The 16,413-nt window shown below is 64.6% G+C and carries 13 protein-coding genes; 6 read left to right on the forward strand and 7 right to left on the reverse strand.

Annotated features, from left to right (window positions below):
* Window positions 1-253 precede the first annotated feature (253 nt).
* Together Q2M23_RS06605 and Q2M23_RS06610 are read right to left on the reverse strand one after the other, a co-directional pair.
* Window positions 254-1,333, reverse strand: a complete 1,080-nt coding sequence (locus Q2M23_RS06605) for an NAD(P)H-dependent flavin oxidoreductase (RefSeq protein WP_076834440.1) — start codon at window positions 1,331-1,333, stop codon at window positions 254-256.
* Window positions 1,334-1,485: 152 nt separating this feature from the next.
* Window positions 1,486-2,532, reverse strand: a complete 1,047-nt coding sequence (locus Q2M23_RS06610; RefSeq protein WP_082654057.1) for an NAD(P)H-dependent flavin oxidoreductase — start codon at window positions 2,530-2,532, stop codon at window positions 1,486-1,488.
* Window positions 2,533-2,590: 58 nt separating this feature from the next.
* Here Q2M23_RS06610 and Q2M23_RS06615 point away from each other — a divergent pair, with 58 nt between their 5' ends.
* The 3 genes from Q2M23_RS06615 (at window position 2,591) to Q2M23_RS06625 (ending at window position 4,968) form a co-directional block, all read left to right on the forward strand.
* The gene (locus tag Q2M23_RS06615; RefSeq protein ID WP_057020776.1) at window positions 2,591-3,481 is read left to right on the forward strand and encodes a LysR family transcriptional regulator; all 891 of its coding nucleotides are present in this window, start codon (window positions 2,591-2,593) and stop codon (window positions 3,479-3,481) included.
* Window positions 3,482-3,556: 75 nt separating this feature from the next.
* Window positions 3,557-4,039 (forward strand): Holliday junction resolvase RuvX, encoded by a 483-nt coding sequence (gene ruvX / locus Q2M23_RS06620; RefSeq protein WP_310885879.1) that lies wholly within the window; start codon window positions 3,557-3,559, stop codon window positions 4,037-4,039.
* 2 nt (window positions 4,040-4,041) lie between these two features.
* Entirely contained in the window at window positions 4,042-4,968 is a 927-nt protein-coding gene (locus tag Q2M23_RS06625) for an AEC family transporter (protein WP_057020777.1), read from the forward strand.
* A 44-nt stretch (window positions 4,969-5,012) separates the two neighbouring features.
* Here Q2M23_RS06625 and Q2M23_RS06630 read toward each other — a convergent pair whose 3' ends face one another.
* From Q2M23_RS06630 to Q2M23_RS06650, 5 genes are all read right to left on the reverse strand, one after another.
* On the reverse strand, window positions 5,013-6,131 hold the full coding sequence (locus tag Q2M23_RS06630) for a GNAT family N-acetyltransferase (protein WP_316394997.1): 1,119 nt from the start codon (window positions 6,129-6,131) through the stop codon (window positions 5,013-5,015).
* Window positions 6,132-6,483: 352 nt separating this feature from the next.
* Window positions 6,484-7,695 (reverse strand): ABC transporter substrate-binding protein, encoded by a 1,212-nt coding sequence (locus Q2M23_RS06635; protein ID WP_316394998.1) that lies wholly within the window; start codon window positions 7,693-7,695, stop codon window positions 6,484-6,486.
* Between the two features lie 214 nt (window positions 7,696-7,909).
* Window positions 7,910-8,653: a CPBP family intramembrane glutamic endopeptidase gene (locus Q2M23_RS06640; RefSeq protein WP_057020779.1), complete on the reverse strand. Its 744-nt coding sequence runs from the start codon at window positions 8,651-8,653 to the stop codon at window positions 7,910-7,912.
* Between the two features lie 66 nt (window positions 8,654-8,719).
* Window positions 8,720-9,490 (reverse strand): CPBP family intramembrane glutamic endopeptidase, encoded by a 771-nt coding sequence (locus Q2M23_RS06645; RefSeq protein WP_316394999.1) that lies wholly within the window; start codon window positions 9,488-9,490, stop codon window positions 8,720-8,722.
* A gap of 128 nt (window positions 9,491-9,618) precedes the next feature.
* A complete protein-coding gene (locus Q2M23_RS06650; RefSeq protein ID WP_316395001.1) occupies window positions 9,619-11,262 on the reverse strand; it encodes an acyl-CoA dehydrogenase family protein in 1,644 nt (547 codons plus the stop codon).
* A 766-nt stretch (window positions 11,263-12,028) separates the two neighbouring features.
* On the opposite strand from Q2M23_RS06650, the gene Q2M23_RS06655 reads away from it, so the two are divergent.
* The 3 genes from Q2M23_RS06655 to Q2M23_RS06665 are packed head-to-tail and all read left to right on the forward strand — an operon-like array spanning window position 12,029 to window position 16,391.
* On the forward strand, window positions 12,029-13,195 hold the full coding sequence (locus Q2M23_RS06655; RefSeq protein ID WP_316395003.1) for an HlyD family efflux transporter periplasmic adaptor subunit: 1,167 nt from the start codon (window positions 12,029-12,031) through the stop codon (window positions 13,193-13,195).
* Window positions 13,192-14,415: a hypothetical protein gene (locus Q2M23_RS06660; protein ID WP_233475702.1), complete on the forward strand. Its 1,224-nt coding sequence runs from the start codon at window positions 13,192-13,194 to the stop codon at window positions 14,413-14,415. Before Q2M23_RS06655 ends, Q2M23_RS06660 begins: the two co-directional genes overlap by 4 nt.
* The gene (locus tag Q2M23_RS06665) at window positions 14,415-16,391 is read left to right on the forward strand and encodes a cellulose synthase catalytic subunit (RefSeq protein ID WP_316395005.1); all 1,977 of its coding nucleotides are present in this window, start codon (window positions 14,415-14,417) and stop codon (window positions 16,389-16,391) included. Before Q2M23_RS06660 ends, Q2M23_RS06665 begins: the two co-directional genes overlap by 1 nt.
* Window positions 16,392-16,413: the final 22 nt, after the last annotated feature.

The raw sequence follows: 16,413 nt of genomic DNA on the forward strand, positions 1-16,413 counted from the left end.
CGACCGGGCAAGACACCCTGCCACGCATTCCGGCTGCGAAACGCACGACGAAACCAGTTCGCGGCCACCGCGACGTCGTCCCGAAACATTCACGGCGCCTACTCCACCAAACAGAAAAGTTCGGAGCGCGTCATGTCAATGCTCAACGGCAGCCCCCGCCCGGAGGGCTGGGACCCCGCCCTCTGGTCGATCGGCACGGCGCTGGGGGTCGCGATCCTCTACGTGGCCTGCCTGGTCTGAACGAGGCCGCGCGTCAGGCCTGAGACAGAGCCGCCATCCGCGCCAGCGCGGCGCCGGCGAGCGCGCGGGTCAATTCGGCGGCCGGCATCTCCTTGCCCATCCGCACTGCCTGCCCGGCCCATAGATTGGTGAAATCGACCTTGCCCTGTTTCTCGGCAGCCGCCTTCAGTGGTCCGAGCGCGGTCGCGGCGTGTGGAAACGCCGGCGCATCCGGCGAGATCGGCCCGACCTCGCGCATCACGCGGTTGGCGACGCCGCGCGCCGGGCGTCCGGTCATCACATTGGTGATGACGGTCGATTCGTCGCTCGCTTGCGCCAGCGCGACACGGCCCTGCGGGGTTACCTTGGATTCCGGGCAGCGCAGATAGGCCGAGCCGATCTGAACGGCCGCGGCGCCGAGCGCGAATGCCGCCGCGATCCCGCGCCCGTCAGCGATACCGCCGGCCGCGACCACCGGCACCTTCACCGCATCGACCACCTGCGGCAACAGCGAGAACGTCCCGGGCTGCTCGGAAATATTCTCGGTCAGGAACATGGCGCGATGGCCGCCGGCGTCGGCGCCCTGCGCGATGACGACATCGGCGCCGTTCTCTTCCAGCCAGATCGCCTCCTTCACTGTGGTCGCCGACGACATCACGATCGCGCCGGCCGCCTTCACCCGCTGCAACAGCTTCGGCTCCGGCAGGCCGAAATGGAAGCTGACCACCTCGGGCTTCAGCTCCTCGACCACGGCGCAAAACGCCGCGTCGAACGGCGCGCGGTTCGCCGCGTTGATCGGCGCATCCGGATCGAGGCCGAGCTCGTGATAGTAAGGCGCGAGCAGCTGCCGCCATGTCGCTTCATGCGCGCGATCGGTCTCGACCGGCGTGTGGCAGAAGAAGTTCATGTTGACGGGCGCCGAAATGCGCTGACGGATGATATTGACCTGCTCGCGTGTCTTCTCGGCCGATAGCATCGCGCATGGCAATGAGCCGAGTGCGCCACCCTCTGCGGCTGCGATGACAAGCTCCGCATCCATCACGCCCGCCATCGGCGCCAGTACGATCGGGAATTCGGTTTTGAAGAGATCAGTTAGACGTCGATCAGGCCACATTCTTCTTGCTCTTGAACTGGTTGTTGTTGGTTTTGAACCCTCTCCGCAAAAAGGGAGAGGGTCGGTTCGATACGAAAGCCAGCGAGCGGAACTATCACCGATCGCTACGGATTCAAGTCTCTTATGCGATGCGCGTTCCGATTCACGCCTTTTCAGGCAGGAGCCGGCGCCTGCGCAGGGTTGAGCACGGAGTTGCGACGTCCACGCAGAATCTGTTCGGCCTCCAACGTGATCCTGTCGACAATCTCGGCCGCCGGCGGAACGTCGTGGATCAGCCCAACCGCTTCGCCCGCGATGACGGCGGCGACGTCGAAATCGCCGCGCGCCTTGGCCTCCGCATAGTCGGCGGCAACCTTCTTCACATTCTGGAGCAATTCGACCTCACGTCCCGTCCAGCGCTGGACATGATCGTTGACGAGACAGCGCCCGTTGAACGGAGCCGGCCAGACATTGTTGCGTGACAGATCGAAGACGATGCCACGCACCGTCTCACCGCTCTTGGCGGCACAGACCCGCCGCTTCGCTTCGTCAGCGATCTCGGCTTCCTGGCTCGCGTAGAATCGTGTGCCGAGCAGCACACCGGAGGCGCCGAGCATCAGCATGGCGGCAAGACCGCGGCCGTCCGCGATGCCGCCGGCGGCAACCACCGGGACACGCCCCGCGGCGAGATCAACGATCGCCGGCACGACATCAAGAGTGGTTCGCGACGCGCCATGACCGCCGGCCTCGGTCCCCTGCGCGACGAGGACGTCGGCGCCGGCATCCAGTGCGTCCTGCGCCATCTCTTCGTCCTGCACCTGGCAAATGAGGCGCGCACCGGCTTGCTTGATCCGCGGTCCGAACGGCTTCGGATCACCGAACGACAGCATGATCGCGCGCGGTTGTGCTGCAAGCGCGACGTCCAACACCTCCGGCTGCTTCGCCATGCTCCAGGTGATGAAGCCGATGCCGAACGGGGTCGTCGATTTCCGGAGCTTCGCCGTCTCCTGCTCGAGCCAAGGCCGGTCGCCATAGCCCCCGCCGAGAATGCCAAGGCCGCCGGCGGCGCTGACCGCAGTCACGAGCCTCGCGCCCGCGACCACATCCATCGGTGCGAGCAAGATCGGTTGTCGGATTCCCAAAAGCGCAGTCAGCGGCGTGTCGATCGACATGGCGTTCCTCCGGGGTTTGTGGACAACCAGACTAGGTCGGGCTAACATTCTGTGAAAATGAATACTAGAGAACGCTCCCATCTCTGATTTGAAACGGTGGTCCCAGATGGAATTGACCGACCTGCTCACCTTTTCCACGGTCGCCCGCCTCGGCGGCATCACCAAGGCCGCTGACGAGCTCAACACCGTGCAGTCCAACGTCACCCAGCGCATCAAGGCGCTGGAGGCCGAGATCGGCACCGCGCTCTTTGAACGTCACAGCCGCGGCATGTCGCTGACCGGCGCCGGCCGCCGGCTGCTGCCCTACGCGCAGCGGATGGCGGCGCTGTCGCGCGAAGCCGTGCTCGCCGCGCGCGACGATGGCGAGCCGAAGGGTCCGCTGTCGATCGGCTCGATGGAAACCACCGCCGCGGTGCGGCTGCCGACGCTACTCGCCGAGTTTCATCGCCGTTATCCGGCGGTGCGCCTGACCTTGCGCACCGCGCCGACCGCCGATCTCGTCGCCGCCGTGCTCGACGGCTCGCTCGACGGCGCATTCGTCGCCGGCCCGATCGAGCATGCCGAACTCATCGCGACGTCAGCCTTCACCGAGGAACTGGTGCTCGTCACCGCGCAGCGCTGGAAATCGCTTGCCGCCCTGCGCGCCGGCACGCCGGAGTCGGGCCCGACCGCGCTGGTGTTCCGCACCGGCTGCACCTACCGGCAACGCCTGGAACAGGTGTTCACGGAATTCGGCTGGCCGTCGGCCGCGCGCTTCGAGTTGGGCACGCTCGACGGCATGGTCGGCTGCGTCGCCGCCGATATGGGCGTGACGCTGTTGCCGCGCGCCGTCGTCGCGCGCGACCACGTCCAGCGCGACATCCATATCCACAAGCTCGAGCCACAGCACGCGCGTGTCGAGACGCTATTCATCCAGCGCCGCACCGCGCATCAGTACAGCGCGCTACAGGGACTGGCCGCGTGCCTTCCCGGCGACGATCGGGTGATCGCCGCCTGATCGGCATTTTCGCATGGACGCCCGCCCTCCGCCGGGCTTTGCCTCGGCGCGCGACTGCGTGCTAAGCGCAAGGCCATGCCCGCCCTTATCCTTCCCCTGATCGAAGCCGCACCGCATTGGCCCGACCGCGGCGCGCTTGTCGGCCTCGACCTCGGGACCAAGACCATCGGCGTTGCCGTCTCCGATCCGGACCGGCGGCTGGCGACCGGCGTCGAGACCATCCAGCGCAAGCAGTTCAAGCTCGACGCGGCACGGCTGCTCGCGATCGCGGCCGAGCGCAACGCCGCAGGCTTCGTGCTCGGGCTGCCGATCAACATGGACGGCAGCGAGGGGCCGCGCGCGCAGTCGACCCGGGCATTCGCCCGCAACTTCGCCGGCCTCACCCCCCTTGCGATCGGGCTGTGGGACGAGCGGCTGTCGACTGCGGCGGTCGAGCGCGAGCTGATCGGGATGGACGTCAGCCGCGCCCGCCGCGCCGAGGTGATCGACGAGCACGCCGCGATCTTCATCCTGCAGGGTGCGCTGGACCGGCTGGCGAAGCTGCGCGGGGAGCGCTGATCATGGCCGTGGTGATCGCGGCGCTGCTGCCGGTGTTCCTCTTGATCGTGCTCGGCTTCGTCCTCAAGCGCACGCTGATGCCGCTCGATACGCAATGGCACGGGCTGGAGCGGCTGACCTATTACGTGCTGTTCCCGGTGCTCCTGGTGCAGACCCTGGTGAAGGCCGACCTGACCACGGTGCCGGTCGCGGGCGTCGGCGGCGCGCTGCTGCTCGCGGCGCTGGTGATGTCGCTATTCTGCCTCGCGCTGCGCGGCCCGCTGGCGCGCGCTGGCGTCGACGGCCCCGCCTTCACCTCGATCTTCCAGGGCGCGACCCGTTGGCAGACCTATGTCGCGCTTTCGGTGTCGCGCAATCTCTATGGCAGCACAGGCCTTGCCCTGGCTTCGGTCGCGATGGTCGCGATCATCCCGCTGGTCAATGTGTTCAGCGTCGCCGTGCTGGCGAAATATGCCTCGTCCGAGAAGCGTTCGACCGGCGCCATCGTGATGACTGTCGTGCAGAACCCGCTGATCTGGGCCTGCGTCATCGGGCTCGTCATCAATGTCGCGCACATCCCGCTGCCACAGATCTGGTATGACGTCGCCGACGCGCTCGGCGGCTCGTCGCTGGCGATCGGCCTGCTCGTCACCGGGGCCGGGCTGCATCTGGAAGGCATCTTCCGGCCCAGCCTCGCTGCCAGCGCGGCATTGGTGCTCAAACTCGTGCTGATGCCGGTGCTGACGGTCGCGCTCGCGATGTGGTTCGGCGTCACCGGCTCCAATCTCGCCATCGTCGCGGCCTGCGCCGCGGTGCCGACCTCGCCGTCAGCCTATGTGCTGGCGCGCCAGATGGGCGGCGACGCGCCGCTACTCGCCCAGATCATCACGCTGCAGACAATTCTGGCCGCGATCACGATGCCGATCGTGATTGCCGCGGTGGGGCTTTAGAAGGCGTACCCGATCGGCCTTGAATATCGCCGCGCAATCGGTCGCTACCAGACTTCGCGATAGTTCGCGAATTTGCGCAAGATCTTGTCATAGCGGGCCGGTACGATCCAGGGCAACAGGAGCCTGAAGATCGCGTTCGGAAGCGGAGAGCGAAGCCGCACATAGAGGTCGAGCGGATCGAGATCATGCCGCATCCGGAATTTCGGTTCGTAGCTGAGACCCGTGCTTCGGAGCCACCTGTAACCGTTGGCGATCGCCCAATTCATCATGTCGCGAATGGTGTAGTAATAAAGATGAAGGTCGAGTGCGACAGCATAGTCGAGTCCGACATACTCCCAGAACAGACTGTCGCCTTCGACCATGCAAAGGCTGAAGGCGATCACCTTCCCGCCACGGCGCCAGATGAAGAAGCGGACCTTGTCCTTCATGTCACTGCCGAGCCGGCGGAGATAGTCGGCTGTCAGTTTCTCGAAACGGAATTTCGAGCGATCGAAGACCTGCAGGTAGAGCGGATAGATCTCGTCGACGGCATCCCTTGCGTCGTCGGTGACGGTAAGAGCTATGGTTTCACCGTCGGTTGCCTTGAATTTCTTGCGGAGCTGCCAGCGTGCCGATCGCGGCAGCGCATTTTGCATGTAGGCATCGAAGTCGTCGTGCTCGATATTGAGCGCCGTCATCGGCATGCTCGGCGCACGGGCGAAGCCGCGCCGGACAAAGCAATACAGCACCGGCCGGTAGCGCGCAGGAAATTCCTTCAGGACGATGAGTTGCGCCCCGCACGATCGGGCGAGCGTGACGATTTCGCCGCAAAGAATCTCGGCGATCTTGCCGGACGGCACCGTGCTTGATCCGGCAAGATGCCCTTCACCGGCGAAGCATCCGACCATCAGGGTTCGCATTTTGAGAAACCCGGGAACGAAGCCTCGGATGCGCGCCAGCAGCGGCTGCCATTGCGCTCCAAGTCCTTCGAGAACGTCCTGGTCGAGAAGAAAAAACGGCTGGACGGCATGGAGACAGCCTGCCCGGTCGATGATCGCGAAGTACCGGTACTCGACACGCTCACGGAGCGTATCCTCCAGGATTTCGTAGTAGCGGTGATCCTTGCGCAGGTCGGCGAAACTGGCCTCCCAAGCGGGACAACCGGCGATTTCGTCGCGCGTCACGATCTTTACGCGAAACGGCGCTGTAGCAGCCGCCGCGTCCGCTACGCTTGTTGTATCAGACAGACTGACCGCGTCTGACGCCAACGCAATGCTCCGGGTGATGAAAAGTCTTTCAATACAGTATCAATGTACCTGATTTGGCCGCGGCCTCCTGTGCCATCCGCGCAACAAGTCATTACTTTCGAAGTTGCGTCTCTTTCGAGGCCCCGTCGGCGCCGAGCGGCGCGCGCCCTCCCGCAATAGACCGGCCCGCCGGTCCCAGCGACGTAGCACCACAACTCGCCCTTGCGCTTCAGCAAGAGCGAAGGCCCGCAACAATTGCGCGCGGCTCGTAGGCTTATGTTGATCGCCGCTATTTCCCGGCCGAACCGGCGAACGCCGTATCGAGCACATCCCCGATCGGCTGCCAGCTACGGCCATCGAACTGAAGCAACCGCAATTGCTCGACCGGTCGGAACTGAGCGGTGTTGATCTTGATGCCGGGGAGCAAGGCGGACGCCTGATAATCCCTGAGCGCCGCGGCCTGCTTCATGACGTTCTCGCGCGACAGGTCGTTGCCGCATTGCCTGAGCACCTCGCCCATCGTTTCGGCGGCGGCATAGCCGTAGACTGCGGCCGCGTCATCCTTGCCGCCGGCTTTGGTGTACTTGTCCAGGAAGCTGTACCAGGCGCCCTGCTCCGCTCTCCAGGCCGGATCGCTCGCATCCTTCAGGAACGCGGCGGTGATGACGCCGGTCGCATTCTCCGTGCCGGCCCGCTTGAGCACCGTCTCGATCGATGACGCCATCTGGTTCACGACGAACACCGGCCGCCAGCCGTGGTCGGCCGCCGCGCGGATCACCTTGGCGGCATTTTCCGGTACTCCGGCAAACACGAAGACCTCGGCGCCAGATTGCTTCAGGATCGAGACGTGGCCGTCCAGGTGCTGATCGTCGACATCGTAGGCGATGTCGACCCTGATGTTGTGGGCGACGTCGCCCAGCCCTTGCACCAGTCCCTTGAACAATTCGCGCCCGAACTGGTCATTCTCCCAAAGCGCCACGATTTTCTTGCCGGGATAGAAAGCCTGGATGTAGTTCGCGTAGATGCGTCCCTCCTCGCGGTACGAGGGTTGCCAGCCCATGGTCCACGGATAGAGCGACGGCTCGCTGAGCTCGTGATCGCCGGAAGCAACGAAAAGCTGGGGGATCTTGCGTTCGTTGAGATACTTCCGCACCGCGAGATTCCCCGGCGTGCCGAACGAACCGAACATAAAGAGCACATTGTCGGTCTCGACCAGAATTCGCGTGAGATCCATGGCGTTGGAGGGATCCGACAGATCGTCATAGGACATGAAGCGGATCTTGCGGCCATTGATGCCGCCGCGTTCGTTGATCATCTCGAAATAGGCGGCTTCCGCCTTGCCGATCTGGCCGAAAATCTCCAGCGCGCCGCTATACGGCATGACATTGCCGATCCGGATTTCGGTGTCGGTAACGCCCTGGTCGCGCACGTGCTGCGTGATGGCGCCGAGAGAGGCCAGCGCGACGACGCCGGCCAGGATTGCTCGGATCAAGATAGCCATGAGAAGAGCTCGCACGACGGCAGCCGCCGCTGCCTGGTTTCAGTCCGGCCCACGCTCATTCATTGATCCAGATCATAGCACTCGGACGGGATGCTGGCATCCCCTTCGTCAACCTTCCAATGGGCGGCGATGCGCCACTGCTTGTTCCGGATCATCGCGCTGCAGACGGCTCCGGCGGCCATCACGTTGCCGATCGTGTCGTCGCGATGGGGCGTTAAGCGTAAGGGCCTATCATGAAGCAGCTGACTATGTTCAAGGCCGAGTGAACGATCACAGTCAGCCAGGTCGAATTACTGCGCCAACGAAAGTAGCCCAGAGCGAGGCCGAAAATGAATAGACAAAAACGATAGGACCAATCGTACTGCGTGTGGTTGAGAGCCCAAACCAGTGATGTCAAGACGATGGCACCGACTGGTCCGAGGAAGGACTGCGACCATCCTCGAAACAAAAAGCCGCGGAAGACAAACTCCTCCATGATCGGCGCGGCCAAGCAGCAGCCGATCAGGAAGGTGAGCAAGCCAACCCGCCCCTGCACGTTCAGATTGGGAGCGGCCCAACTCGTGTCTGCTCCTACGAAAGCTAGAAAACAGCTCTCCACAATCAGCAGAACTGCCGCGATGGCCAATGCGAGAAAAAGCTCTCTTGAACTGGGCCAATTGAGCGCAAGGTACTCGGAAAAGCCCCGATCGAGCTTGCGGACGGCGACCCAAAGCACCGCAACAGCGGCTGGACTTCCGAGCACCAGACCTGCACCCTGCCAGCGTCCCTCGAGCCCGACCTGAGCAATCGGGATTGTCCCATACTGCGCGTGCATAAGGACAAGAACACCAAGCCCTCCCGTCAGAAGAAACGCGCCGTAGGCGAGAAGGCCAACAAGCGTCGTCTCCAGGAAATCCCATACCCGCGGCGATTTCGCCGAAGCCGGGACCGGCGCGTTGGCATTCTCGAAGTTCGACATATGGGATTCTTCTGCAACAACGTTGCAGCGAAGGGGGGCCTAGCTTCAACCTAGCATAGGGAACTCTCAGCCCGCCAGCCACCAGGTCTGGATCGTCGCCGCGAAATTGTTCAGCCCGTGCAGCAGGATGGTCAGCCAGGTCGATCCGGTGCGGAAGCGCAAATAGCCGAACAGGAGGCCGATCGTCAGCACCTGGCAGAGGAAGAACCAGTCGTACTGCAGGTGCATTACCGTCCAGACGATCGACGACAGCAGGATCGCGCCATAGGGTCCGAGCGCGGATTCCAACCAGCCGCGGTAGAGCCAGCCGCGCGCGAACAGTTCCTCCCAGAGCGGCGCGGCCACGGCGAAGGCGATCACCAGGAGCCACAGCGCGCTGTGCTCCTGCGCCGATTTCAGCACGTCGCCCATGAAGCCCGGCGACACCTCGCGGCCGGCGGCGCGGGACACCATGTCCCAGGCTCCGACCAGCACGACGAGCGCGACGATGCCGATGATCACGTTCTTCCACGACGTCCCGCGCAGCCCGAGGTAATCGGCGAACGGGATCCGGGTCCGGCGGATCGCGAACCACAGCACCAGCAGCACCATCGGCAGGCCGGCGAGGACCGAGAGCGAGATCGTCAGGCCGTCGGCGACCACATGAGTGATGCCGGCCGTCGACACCTCGCCACCCTGCGCGACGATGCGCCAGACGATGACCGTGACCTGGCCGACGAACATCGCGGCGAAGATCAACAGGCCCCACAGCGCGGTGCCCCAGAATTTCCAGACCCGCCGGGGGAGCGGCGGCGGTTCGATCGCGGCAGTCGCGTCTTGCGGCGTGAGAGAATCCATCAGCGAACCTCGGCTCTATCAATTCGTCATGGCCGGGCTTGTCCCGGCCATCCACGTCTTTCCTTGCCCTGTCGAAGCAAAGACGTGGATGCCCGGCACAAGGCCGGGCATGACGGTGGTCAATGTGGTCATGGCAGCGCCCGCGCCAGCAGCGCGCGCTGATTGGCATCGGATAAGTCCACCGCGCCGTACATGCCGGCGTGGCGTTCGGCAAGCCGTGTCACCGCGAACAGTTCGGCGTTTTTCGGCGAGACCTGGTTGAGCGCCGCGGTTGCTGCCAGGAGCGCCAGCTGCTCGACCGCAAGCCGCGCGACGCGCTCGCTGTCCGGCCGCCGGAACGACTGCCCGATCGAGGCAACAGCCTCGGCGGCGCCGGGCAGGCCCCTGGTCTCCTCGGCGAGCGCGCGCAGCACCGCGAGTGCGGCGTCAGCCTCGCGGCCGAGCGCGCGCAGCACGTCGAGGCACATCACGTTGCCGGACCCCTCCCAGATCGCGTTGACCGGCGACTCCCGGTAATGGCGCGCCAAAATGCCTTCCTCGACATAGCCATTGCCGCCGAGGCACTCCATCGCCTCATAGAGGAAGCCGGGCGCGCTCTTGCAGGTCCAGTATTTGATCGCCGGCGTCAGCAGCCGCATATAGGCGGCCTCGCCCGCATCGGCCGGCGCGCGATCGAAGGCACGGCAGAGCCGCATCACCAGCGCGATCGACGCCTCGACATGCAGCGCCATGTCCGACAGCACCGCCTGCATCAGCGGCTGGTCGGCGAGATGCTTCTGGAACACGCTGCGGTGCCGCGCGTGATGGAGCGCATGCGCCAGCCCCGAGCGCATCAGCCCGGCGGATGCGATCGCGCAATCCTGCCGCGTCAGCTGCACCATCTGGATGATGGTGCGGATGCCCTTGCCCTCCTCGCCGATCAGCTCGGCATAAGCGCCGTGGAATTCGACCTCCGACGAGGCATTGGAGCGGTTGCCGAGCTTGTCCTTCAGGCGCTGGAAGTGGATCGCGTTGACCGTGCCGTCGGACGCAAAGCGCGGCATGAAGAAGCAGCTCAGCCCATTCATGGTCTGCGCCAGCACCAGGAAGGCGTCGCACATCGGCGCCGACATGAACCATTTGTGCCCGGTGATGCGCCAGGCCTCGCCGGCGCGCTCGGCGCGCGTCATGTTAGCGCGCACATCCGTGCCGCCCTGCTTTTCCGTCATGCCCATGCCGAGGGTCATGCCGCGCTTGGTCCACCACGGCGCAAAGGTGGGATCGTAGGCGCGCGTTCCGATCACCGGCATCGTCTTCGCCAGAATGTCCGGCTGCGAGGCCAGCGCCGCGACCGAGGCGCGCGTCATCGTGATCGGGCAGAGATGGCCGGTCTCGACCTGGGAAGCGATGTAGAACTTTGCCGCACGCACCACCTCGGCCGCTCCGCCGGCCGGCTTGCCGTCGGCGCTCCAGGTCGAGTTGTGCACGCCTGCATGCGCGGAGTGCGCCATCAGCTCGTGATAGGCCGGATGAAACTCGACCTCGTCGCGGCGATTGCCCCTGGCATCGAACAAGCGCAGCTTCGGTGTGTTCTCGTTAGCGATGCGGCCGCGCTCCGCCATCGCGTCCGAGCCCCAATGCTTGCCGAAATCCGACAGCTCAGCCGTTGCCGCCGCCCCGCCATTGGCGGCAACCGCCGCGGCGAGCGGCGCATCCACCGTGAACAGGTCGACATTTTCGAACGGCGGCGACTGGTTGAAGACGTCGTGGGTGGCAAACGGAGCCTGCGTCATGGTCTCCTCGGCAACTGGTCTGCACGCATGCGGCCGGGACAACCGGCCTCTTCCGGCCGGGATCACGGGCCAGCCGCGGCGCGATGGAATCGGAGGATCATAAGCCTGCGAGCCGACGCGGGGCAGCGAAAAATGCGCATTCGGCCGCGTGCTGGTGAATCGGGGGTTATCGGGGTCCGCGCAGCCGATGTCCGCTCCGATCGCGGGGCGATATCGCAGCAGGGCCCATCAACGGACGCCCCTTGGGCTGTCCGCTATCATCAGCCGCCGCCGTACGGCCGGAACCGGCGATCCGGGCTGCCGTTCACCCGTTCCTCCGTGCGTCCGCCGCTCCTGCTGCAGGTTTTCCGCTCGGTTTCTGCAGCAACCAAATGCGCTCTGCGTTGTTGCAGTCCTAGCCATGCGCAGGGAAAAACAGGCAACCAATCACCAAGACGCGCTCTTTTAGGCCCTCCCAACCGAGAGAGAACTGATGATTGATAGATCTGAAACGCGCGGTACTGTGCGGAAACATCCCGGAATACTGAGAATATCCGCCATCGGCGTCGCCGGATTGCTCTCTGTCCTGATGCTCACCGCGGTGACGCCGCCGATCGTTGCGGATCAATCCGATCGTGCCGTGGTCAACGCCCCCGTTACGCTTTTGACCGCGCCGATCAGCGGCGAAGTCGGCCTGTTGACGGTGCTTCCGGGCCGGGACGTCCGCGATGGCGAAACGCTGGCGCGGATCAGCAATCCAAGGATCGATCGCGGGACGCTGATCGCGTTGCAGGAAAAGGCGTCCGACGCACGGCAGAAGCTCGATGCGACGCGCGCAAAGCACGAATCGGACTTCAACTATGTTTCGTCCCTCGATGGCGAGATTGCTGATCAGACCAGCCAGCTCAAGGGTCAGTTACAGTCGCGGATCGAGGAGCTTCGCGCCCGTGTTGCTCAATCCAACGCCGCGAGCGGTGAAAAGAAGGCCCTGGTCGACCGCCAGACCAATATGGTGACACGCAATGCCGCGAGTAACGACATGCTCCGGCCGACAACTCAGCAATATGCCGCGACCATACATGGTGCGGACGCAGAGGCCGCCAAGCTGAATCAGAAGATGGCACAGCTCAACGCCCTGAGCAGGGGTATCTATGTCGGCGAGGAACTGGTTGCTCTCAACAATCTGGCCCAGAAGCGCAGGGACATCGATCTCGACGCCACGCGGATGAAAATCGAGCAAAAGCAGCAAGCCGCAGTGCTTGCCGATCTCGAGCACCTGATCGACGCCGAAACGCGCAGGCTGGCGACGCTGGCGGATGCCGATGTCGTCGCGCGCGGCCAGGGCAAGGTCTCGAGCGTCGGCGCCGCGATGGGGCGGCATGTCAGCGCCGGTGATACTATCAGCTCCGTCATCGACTGCGACAAGCGCTTTGTCGTCGCCATCTTTTCCTACCGGCAGGGCCAGAGCATGATGCCCGGCACCCGCGTTCGCATCGACGGGAGTTCGTTGCGGTCCGGCGTCGTCACTGCGGTCGTACCGAAGACCAGCGACAAAGCCGATGAGCGCTTTGCCGTTCCGTTCCCGCAAACCGAGCGGCGCGAACTCTACGCCATCATCACGCCGGACCAGGCAGGCGACGGCGGACCGGTGCAGCAAGCGGGGACCGCCGACGCGTCCGCCTGTCCGGTCGGCCAATGGGTGACGGTGACGCGCGAGAATGGTGTGGTCCCCTCGATGTCGGTCACTTGGCACCGGCTCGGCCACTACGTTGCGTCGTGGATCGGCGGCGACGCAGGCACCGCCGATACCGCGCAGAAGACGCCGCCGGATGCGGATGCCCGGCGCGCCGGTATCGCTCGTCTGCATGACGCTTTCCATGCCTCGGAGCCGCCGCAGCCGAAGGCCGACGACAACGAACCACCACCCGGAACTCGTGCCCTCGTATCGCAATGAAATCGGCCATCGCGATGATGCTGTGCGCGGCGATCGTGGGCGCGCCGGCGGCAGGCCACACGGCGCAAACCGCAAGCACGTTCTGCGCCGGGCTGAAAAAGGCGGTCGCGCCGCACAGCAGCGCGGCCGACGCGGTCTTCGTCCGCAGCTATGAGCCCGGCGAGGATGAAGCGGCCCTTCCCGCGGGTCTCGCCACGACGGCGTTCGTCTACGACAATGCGCTCGCCGTCATTGCGCTTGTTGCCTGCGGCAACGTGTCGGATGCAAGGCCAATCAGCAACGCGCTCAGCCGCGCCGCAGGCAACGACCGGAGCTTCGATGACGGCCGTGTGCGCAATGCCTATCGTGCCGGCGCGGTGAACCAGCCTATTCCCGATCTACCGGGCTGGTGGGACGGACATGCCAGGGTCTGGGCGGAGGATCCGGCGCAGGACGGCACCTCGACCGGAAACGTCGCCTGGGCTGCCTTGGCACTGCTGACGCTGCATCAGGCAACCCACGATCCTCGATATCTCGCCGACGCGGAGCGCCTGGTCGATTGGATGATCGGCGCAACCGCTTCCGAAAATGGCTTTTACGGCGGCTTTCACGGCTACGATCCGAAGCAGGTCAGGCTCACCTGGATGTCGACCGAGCACAACGCCGACGTTCACGCCGCCGCTCGCTGGCTGTTCCGCCTGACTGGCGAACGGAAATACGACAGCGCGGCAGGACAGGCGCGGCGGCTGCTCGATCGCGCCTTTCGCGGCGATCACTTCCTGCTTGGGACGAAGCCTGACGGCAGCCTCGCGGACGAGGGCCTGCTCGCGCTCGACGCGCAGCTTTGGCCGTGGATGGCGATGCCTGAATCGCCCGCAGCATGGAAGAGCGCGCTCGGCTTCGCAAAAGCGCGGCTCGGGGTCGACGGCGGTTTCGATTTCAACGGCGATCGCGACGGCCTCTGGGTGGAGGGCACCGCGCAGGCGGCCTTGGCCTACCGGATCAGCGGCGACCTACACGAGAGCGATCGACTGCTGGCAGACCTGAAGGCGGACCAGACGTCGTCCGGCCTGCTCAATGCGTCACGGCCGGCGCGGCTGACGACGGGATTATCGATCGATCCGACCAGCGGCGGCGATCCCGACTTTTTCTACTACCGCCGCCCGCATCTCGGCGCGACGGCGTGGGCCGCGCTGGCCGAAACCGGCTGGAATCCGTTCACCGGCAAAAGGATACGCTAATGTTCCCATCCGCCGCGGATATCGTGTCAGTCCTGACCATCGACGTCGGCATTTTGCTCGGGCTTCTGGTCATGGCTCGGCTGTTGGAGCCGTCGCATGCCAGCCACCGTACGCTGTTCGGGACGACCACGGCGGCCCTTCTCGTCATGTATGCGCTGTGGCGATGGAGCGATACGCTGCCGCCGTTCGAGTTATCGGCGCAAAGTCTTTGGCCGCGGCTCTTCATTGCGTTCGAGTTGCTCGCGATCCTCTACACGCTGATCTCGATCGTCATCCTGTTCCGCAGCACCGACCGCACCGCGCAGGCCGACGCCGCCCAGCAGCTTTTGGCCGCGGACAATCGCGATCCCGCCGTCGACGTCTTCATCTGCACCTATGACGAGCCGCTCGAAATCCTCCAGCGCTCGATCCTGGGCGCGCTGGCGCTCGACTATGCCAATGTGACGGTGTGGGTTCTCGATGACACGCGACGCGACTGGCTGCGGAACTATTGCGAGCGGGTCGGCGCACGCCATCTGACGCGGCCTGACAACAGGGGTGCCAAGGCCGGCAACCTCAACAACGGGTTGGCCGCGGCTGGCCGTGCGACCGCCGCGCCGGTCATTCTGGTGCTCGATGCGGATTTCGTGCCGCGGCGTGACTTCTTGAAACGCACGGTCGGCCTGCTGCTGTCCGATCCGGAGGTTGCGATCGTGCAGACCCCGCAGTTTTACTACAACGCCGATCCGATCCAGCATAATCTCCTGGCTGAGAAGAGCTGGGTCGACGATCAACGCTTCTTCTTCGACGTCTTTCAACCCGCCAAGGATGCGTGGGGCTGCGCGTTCTGCGTCGGCACCTCCTTCGTCGTTCGCCGCGACCGGCTCGACGAGATCGGCGGCTTTCCCGAACAGGCGATCTCGGAGGATATCAACCTCACTTACACCATGCTGGCGCGCGGCTATCGCACGGTCTGGCTGAACGAGCCGCTCAGTTTCGGACTTTCGGCCGAAGGCATCCCGGAATATGTCACTCAGCGCGCTCGCTGGTGCCTTGGCACCATACAGGTTGCCCTGCTGCGCAACGGACCGCTGTTCGGCCGCGGCTTCAGCTTCACCGAGCGCTGGCACTATGTGCACGGCGTGCTGAACTGGCTCTCCAAACCCTTCATGGTGCTGCTATTGATCGCACCGACGATCTATTGGTTCGGCGGGCTGCCCGCGTTCGAAGCCGATTATCATTCCTTCCTGCGCTATGGCATGCCGGCGCTGCTCGGACAGATTATCTACATGAGCTGGATATCGCGCGCGCGGACGCTGCCCTTGTTCATGGAGGCCACCCACGCCGTCACCTGCTTTGCGGTGACCGCAACGCTGCTCAGCGCCATCGTCAAGCCGTTCGGACGTCCCTTCAAGATCACCGACAAGGGAGGTGATCGATCGGCGCCGCGCATCCACTGGAAACTCGCCGCCATTTTCGGATTGATCGCGGCAAGCTCCGCCGCAAGCATCGTGTGGGCGTACGTCTCCCCGTACGGCGCCAGCGAGATTTCCTCGCTCGATTTCTTCAACATGCTGTGGGCGGCGATCGCGATGCTGATCGCCTTCATCGCGTTCCTGGTCTGCTTCGAGCTGCCTCGCTCCGGTCACATGTTCGAGACGGACGAACTGGTCTGGCTCTTCGGCGAAGGAAAAATCCTGTCGTGCCGCCTGCTCGCGATATCACCGGACTCGGTGCGGCTCTCGGGTCGGTCGGGCGAGGGGCTTGAGCTTGCCGGCTGGCGCTACAGAATTCACCTGGAGGAGCTGGGGTGGACCGACATTTCCATGGTCTCGCGATCCCGCCAAACCGTGCTGGCGCGGCTTGAGCCGAGCGCCGAACAGTATCAGCGTCTGGTGGTGTGGCTGTTCAGCGCGTCGCACGGCAACATCGCCGCCGTCGCCAGTCTTCGCGGTGTGCTGGGCGGATTGCTGCGCCGCGGGTTTATCGGCGCGTAGGACCAGCCTGCGCCCAAGCTCA

The organism is Bradyrhizobium sp. 33ap4 (genome assembly GCF_032654765.1).
In the GTDB taxonomy this organism is placed as follows: Bacteria; Pseudomonadota; Alphaproteobacteria; order Rhizobiales; family Xanthobacteraceae; genus Bradyrhizobium; species Bradyrhizobium australafricanum.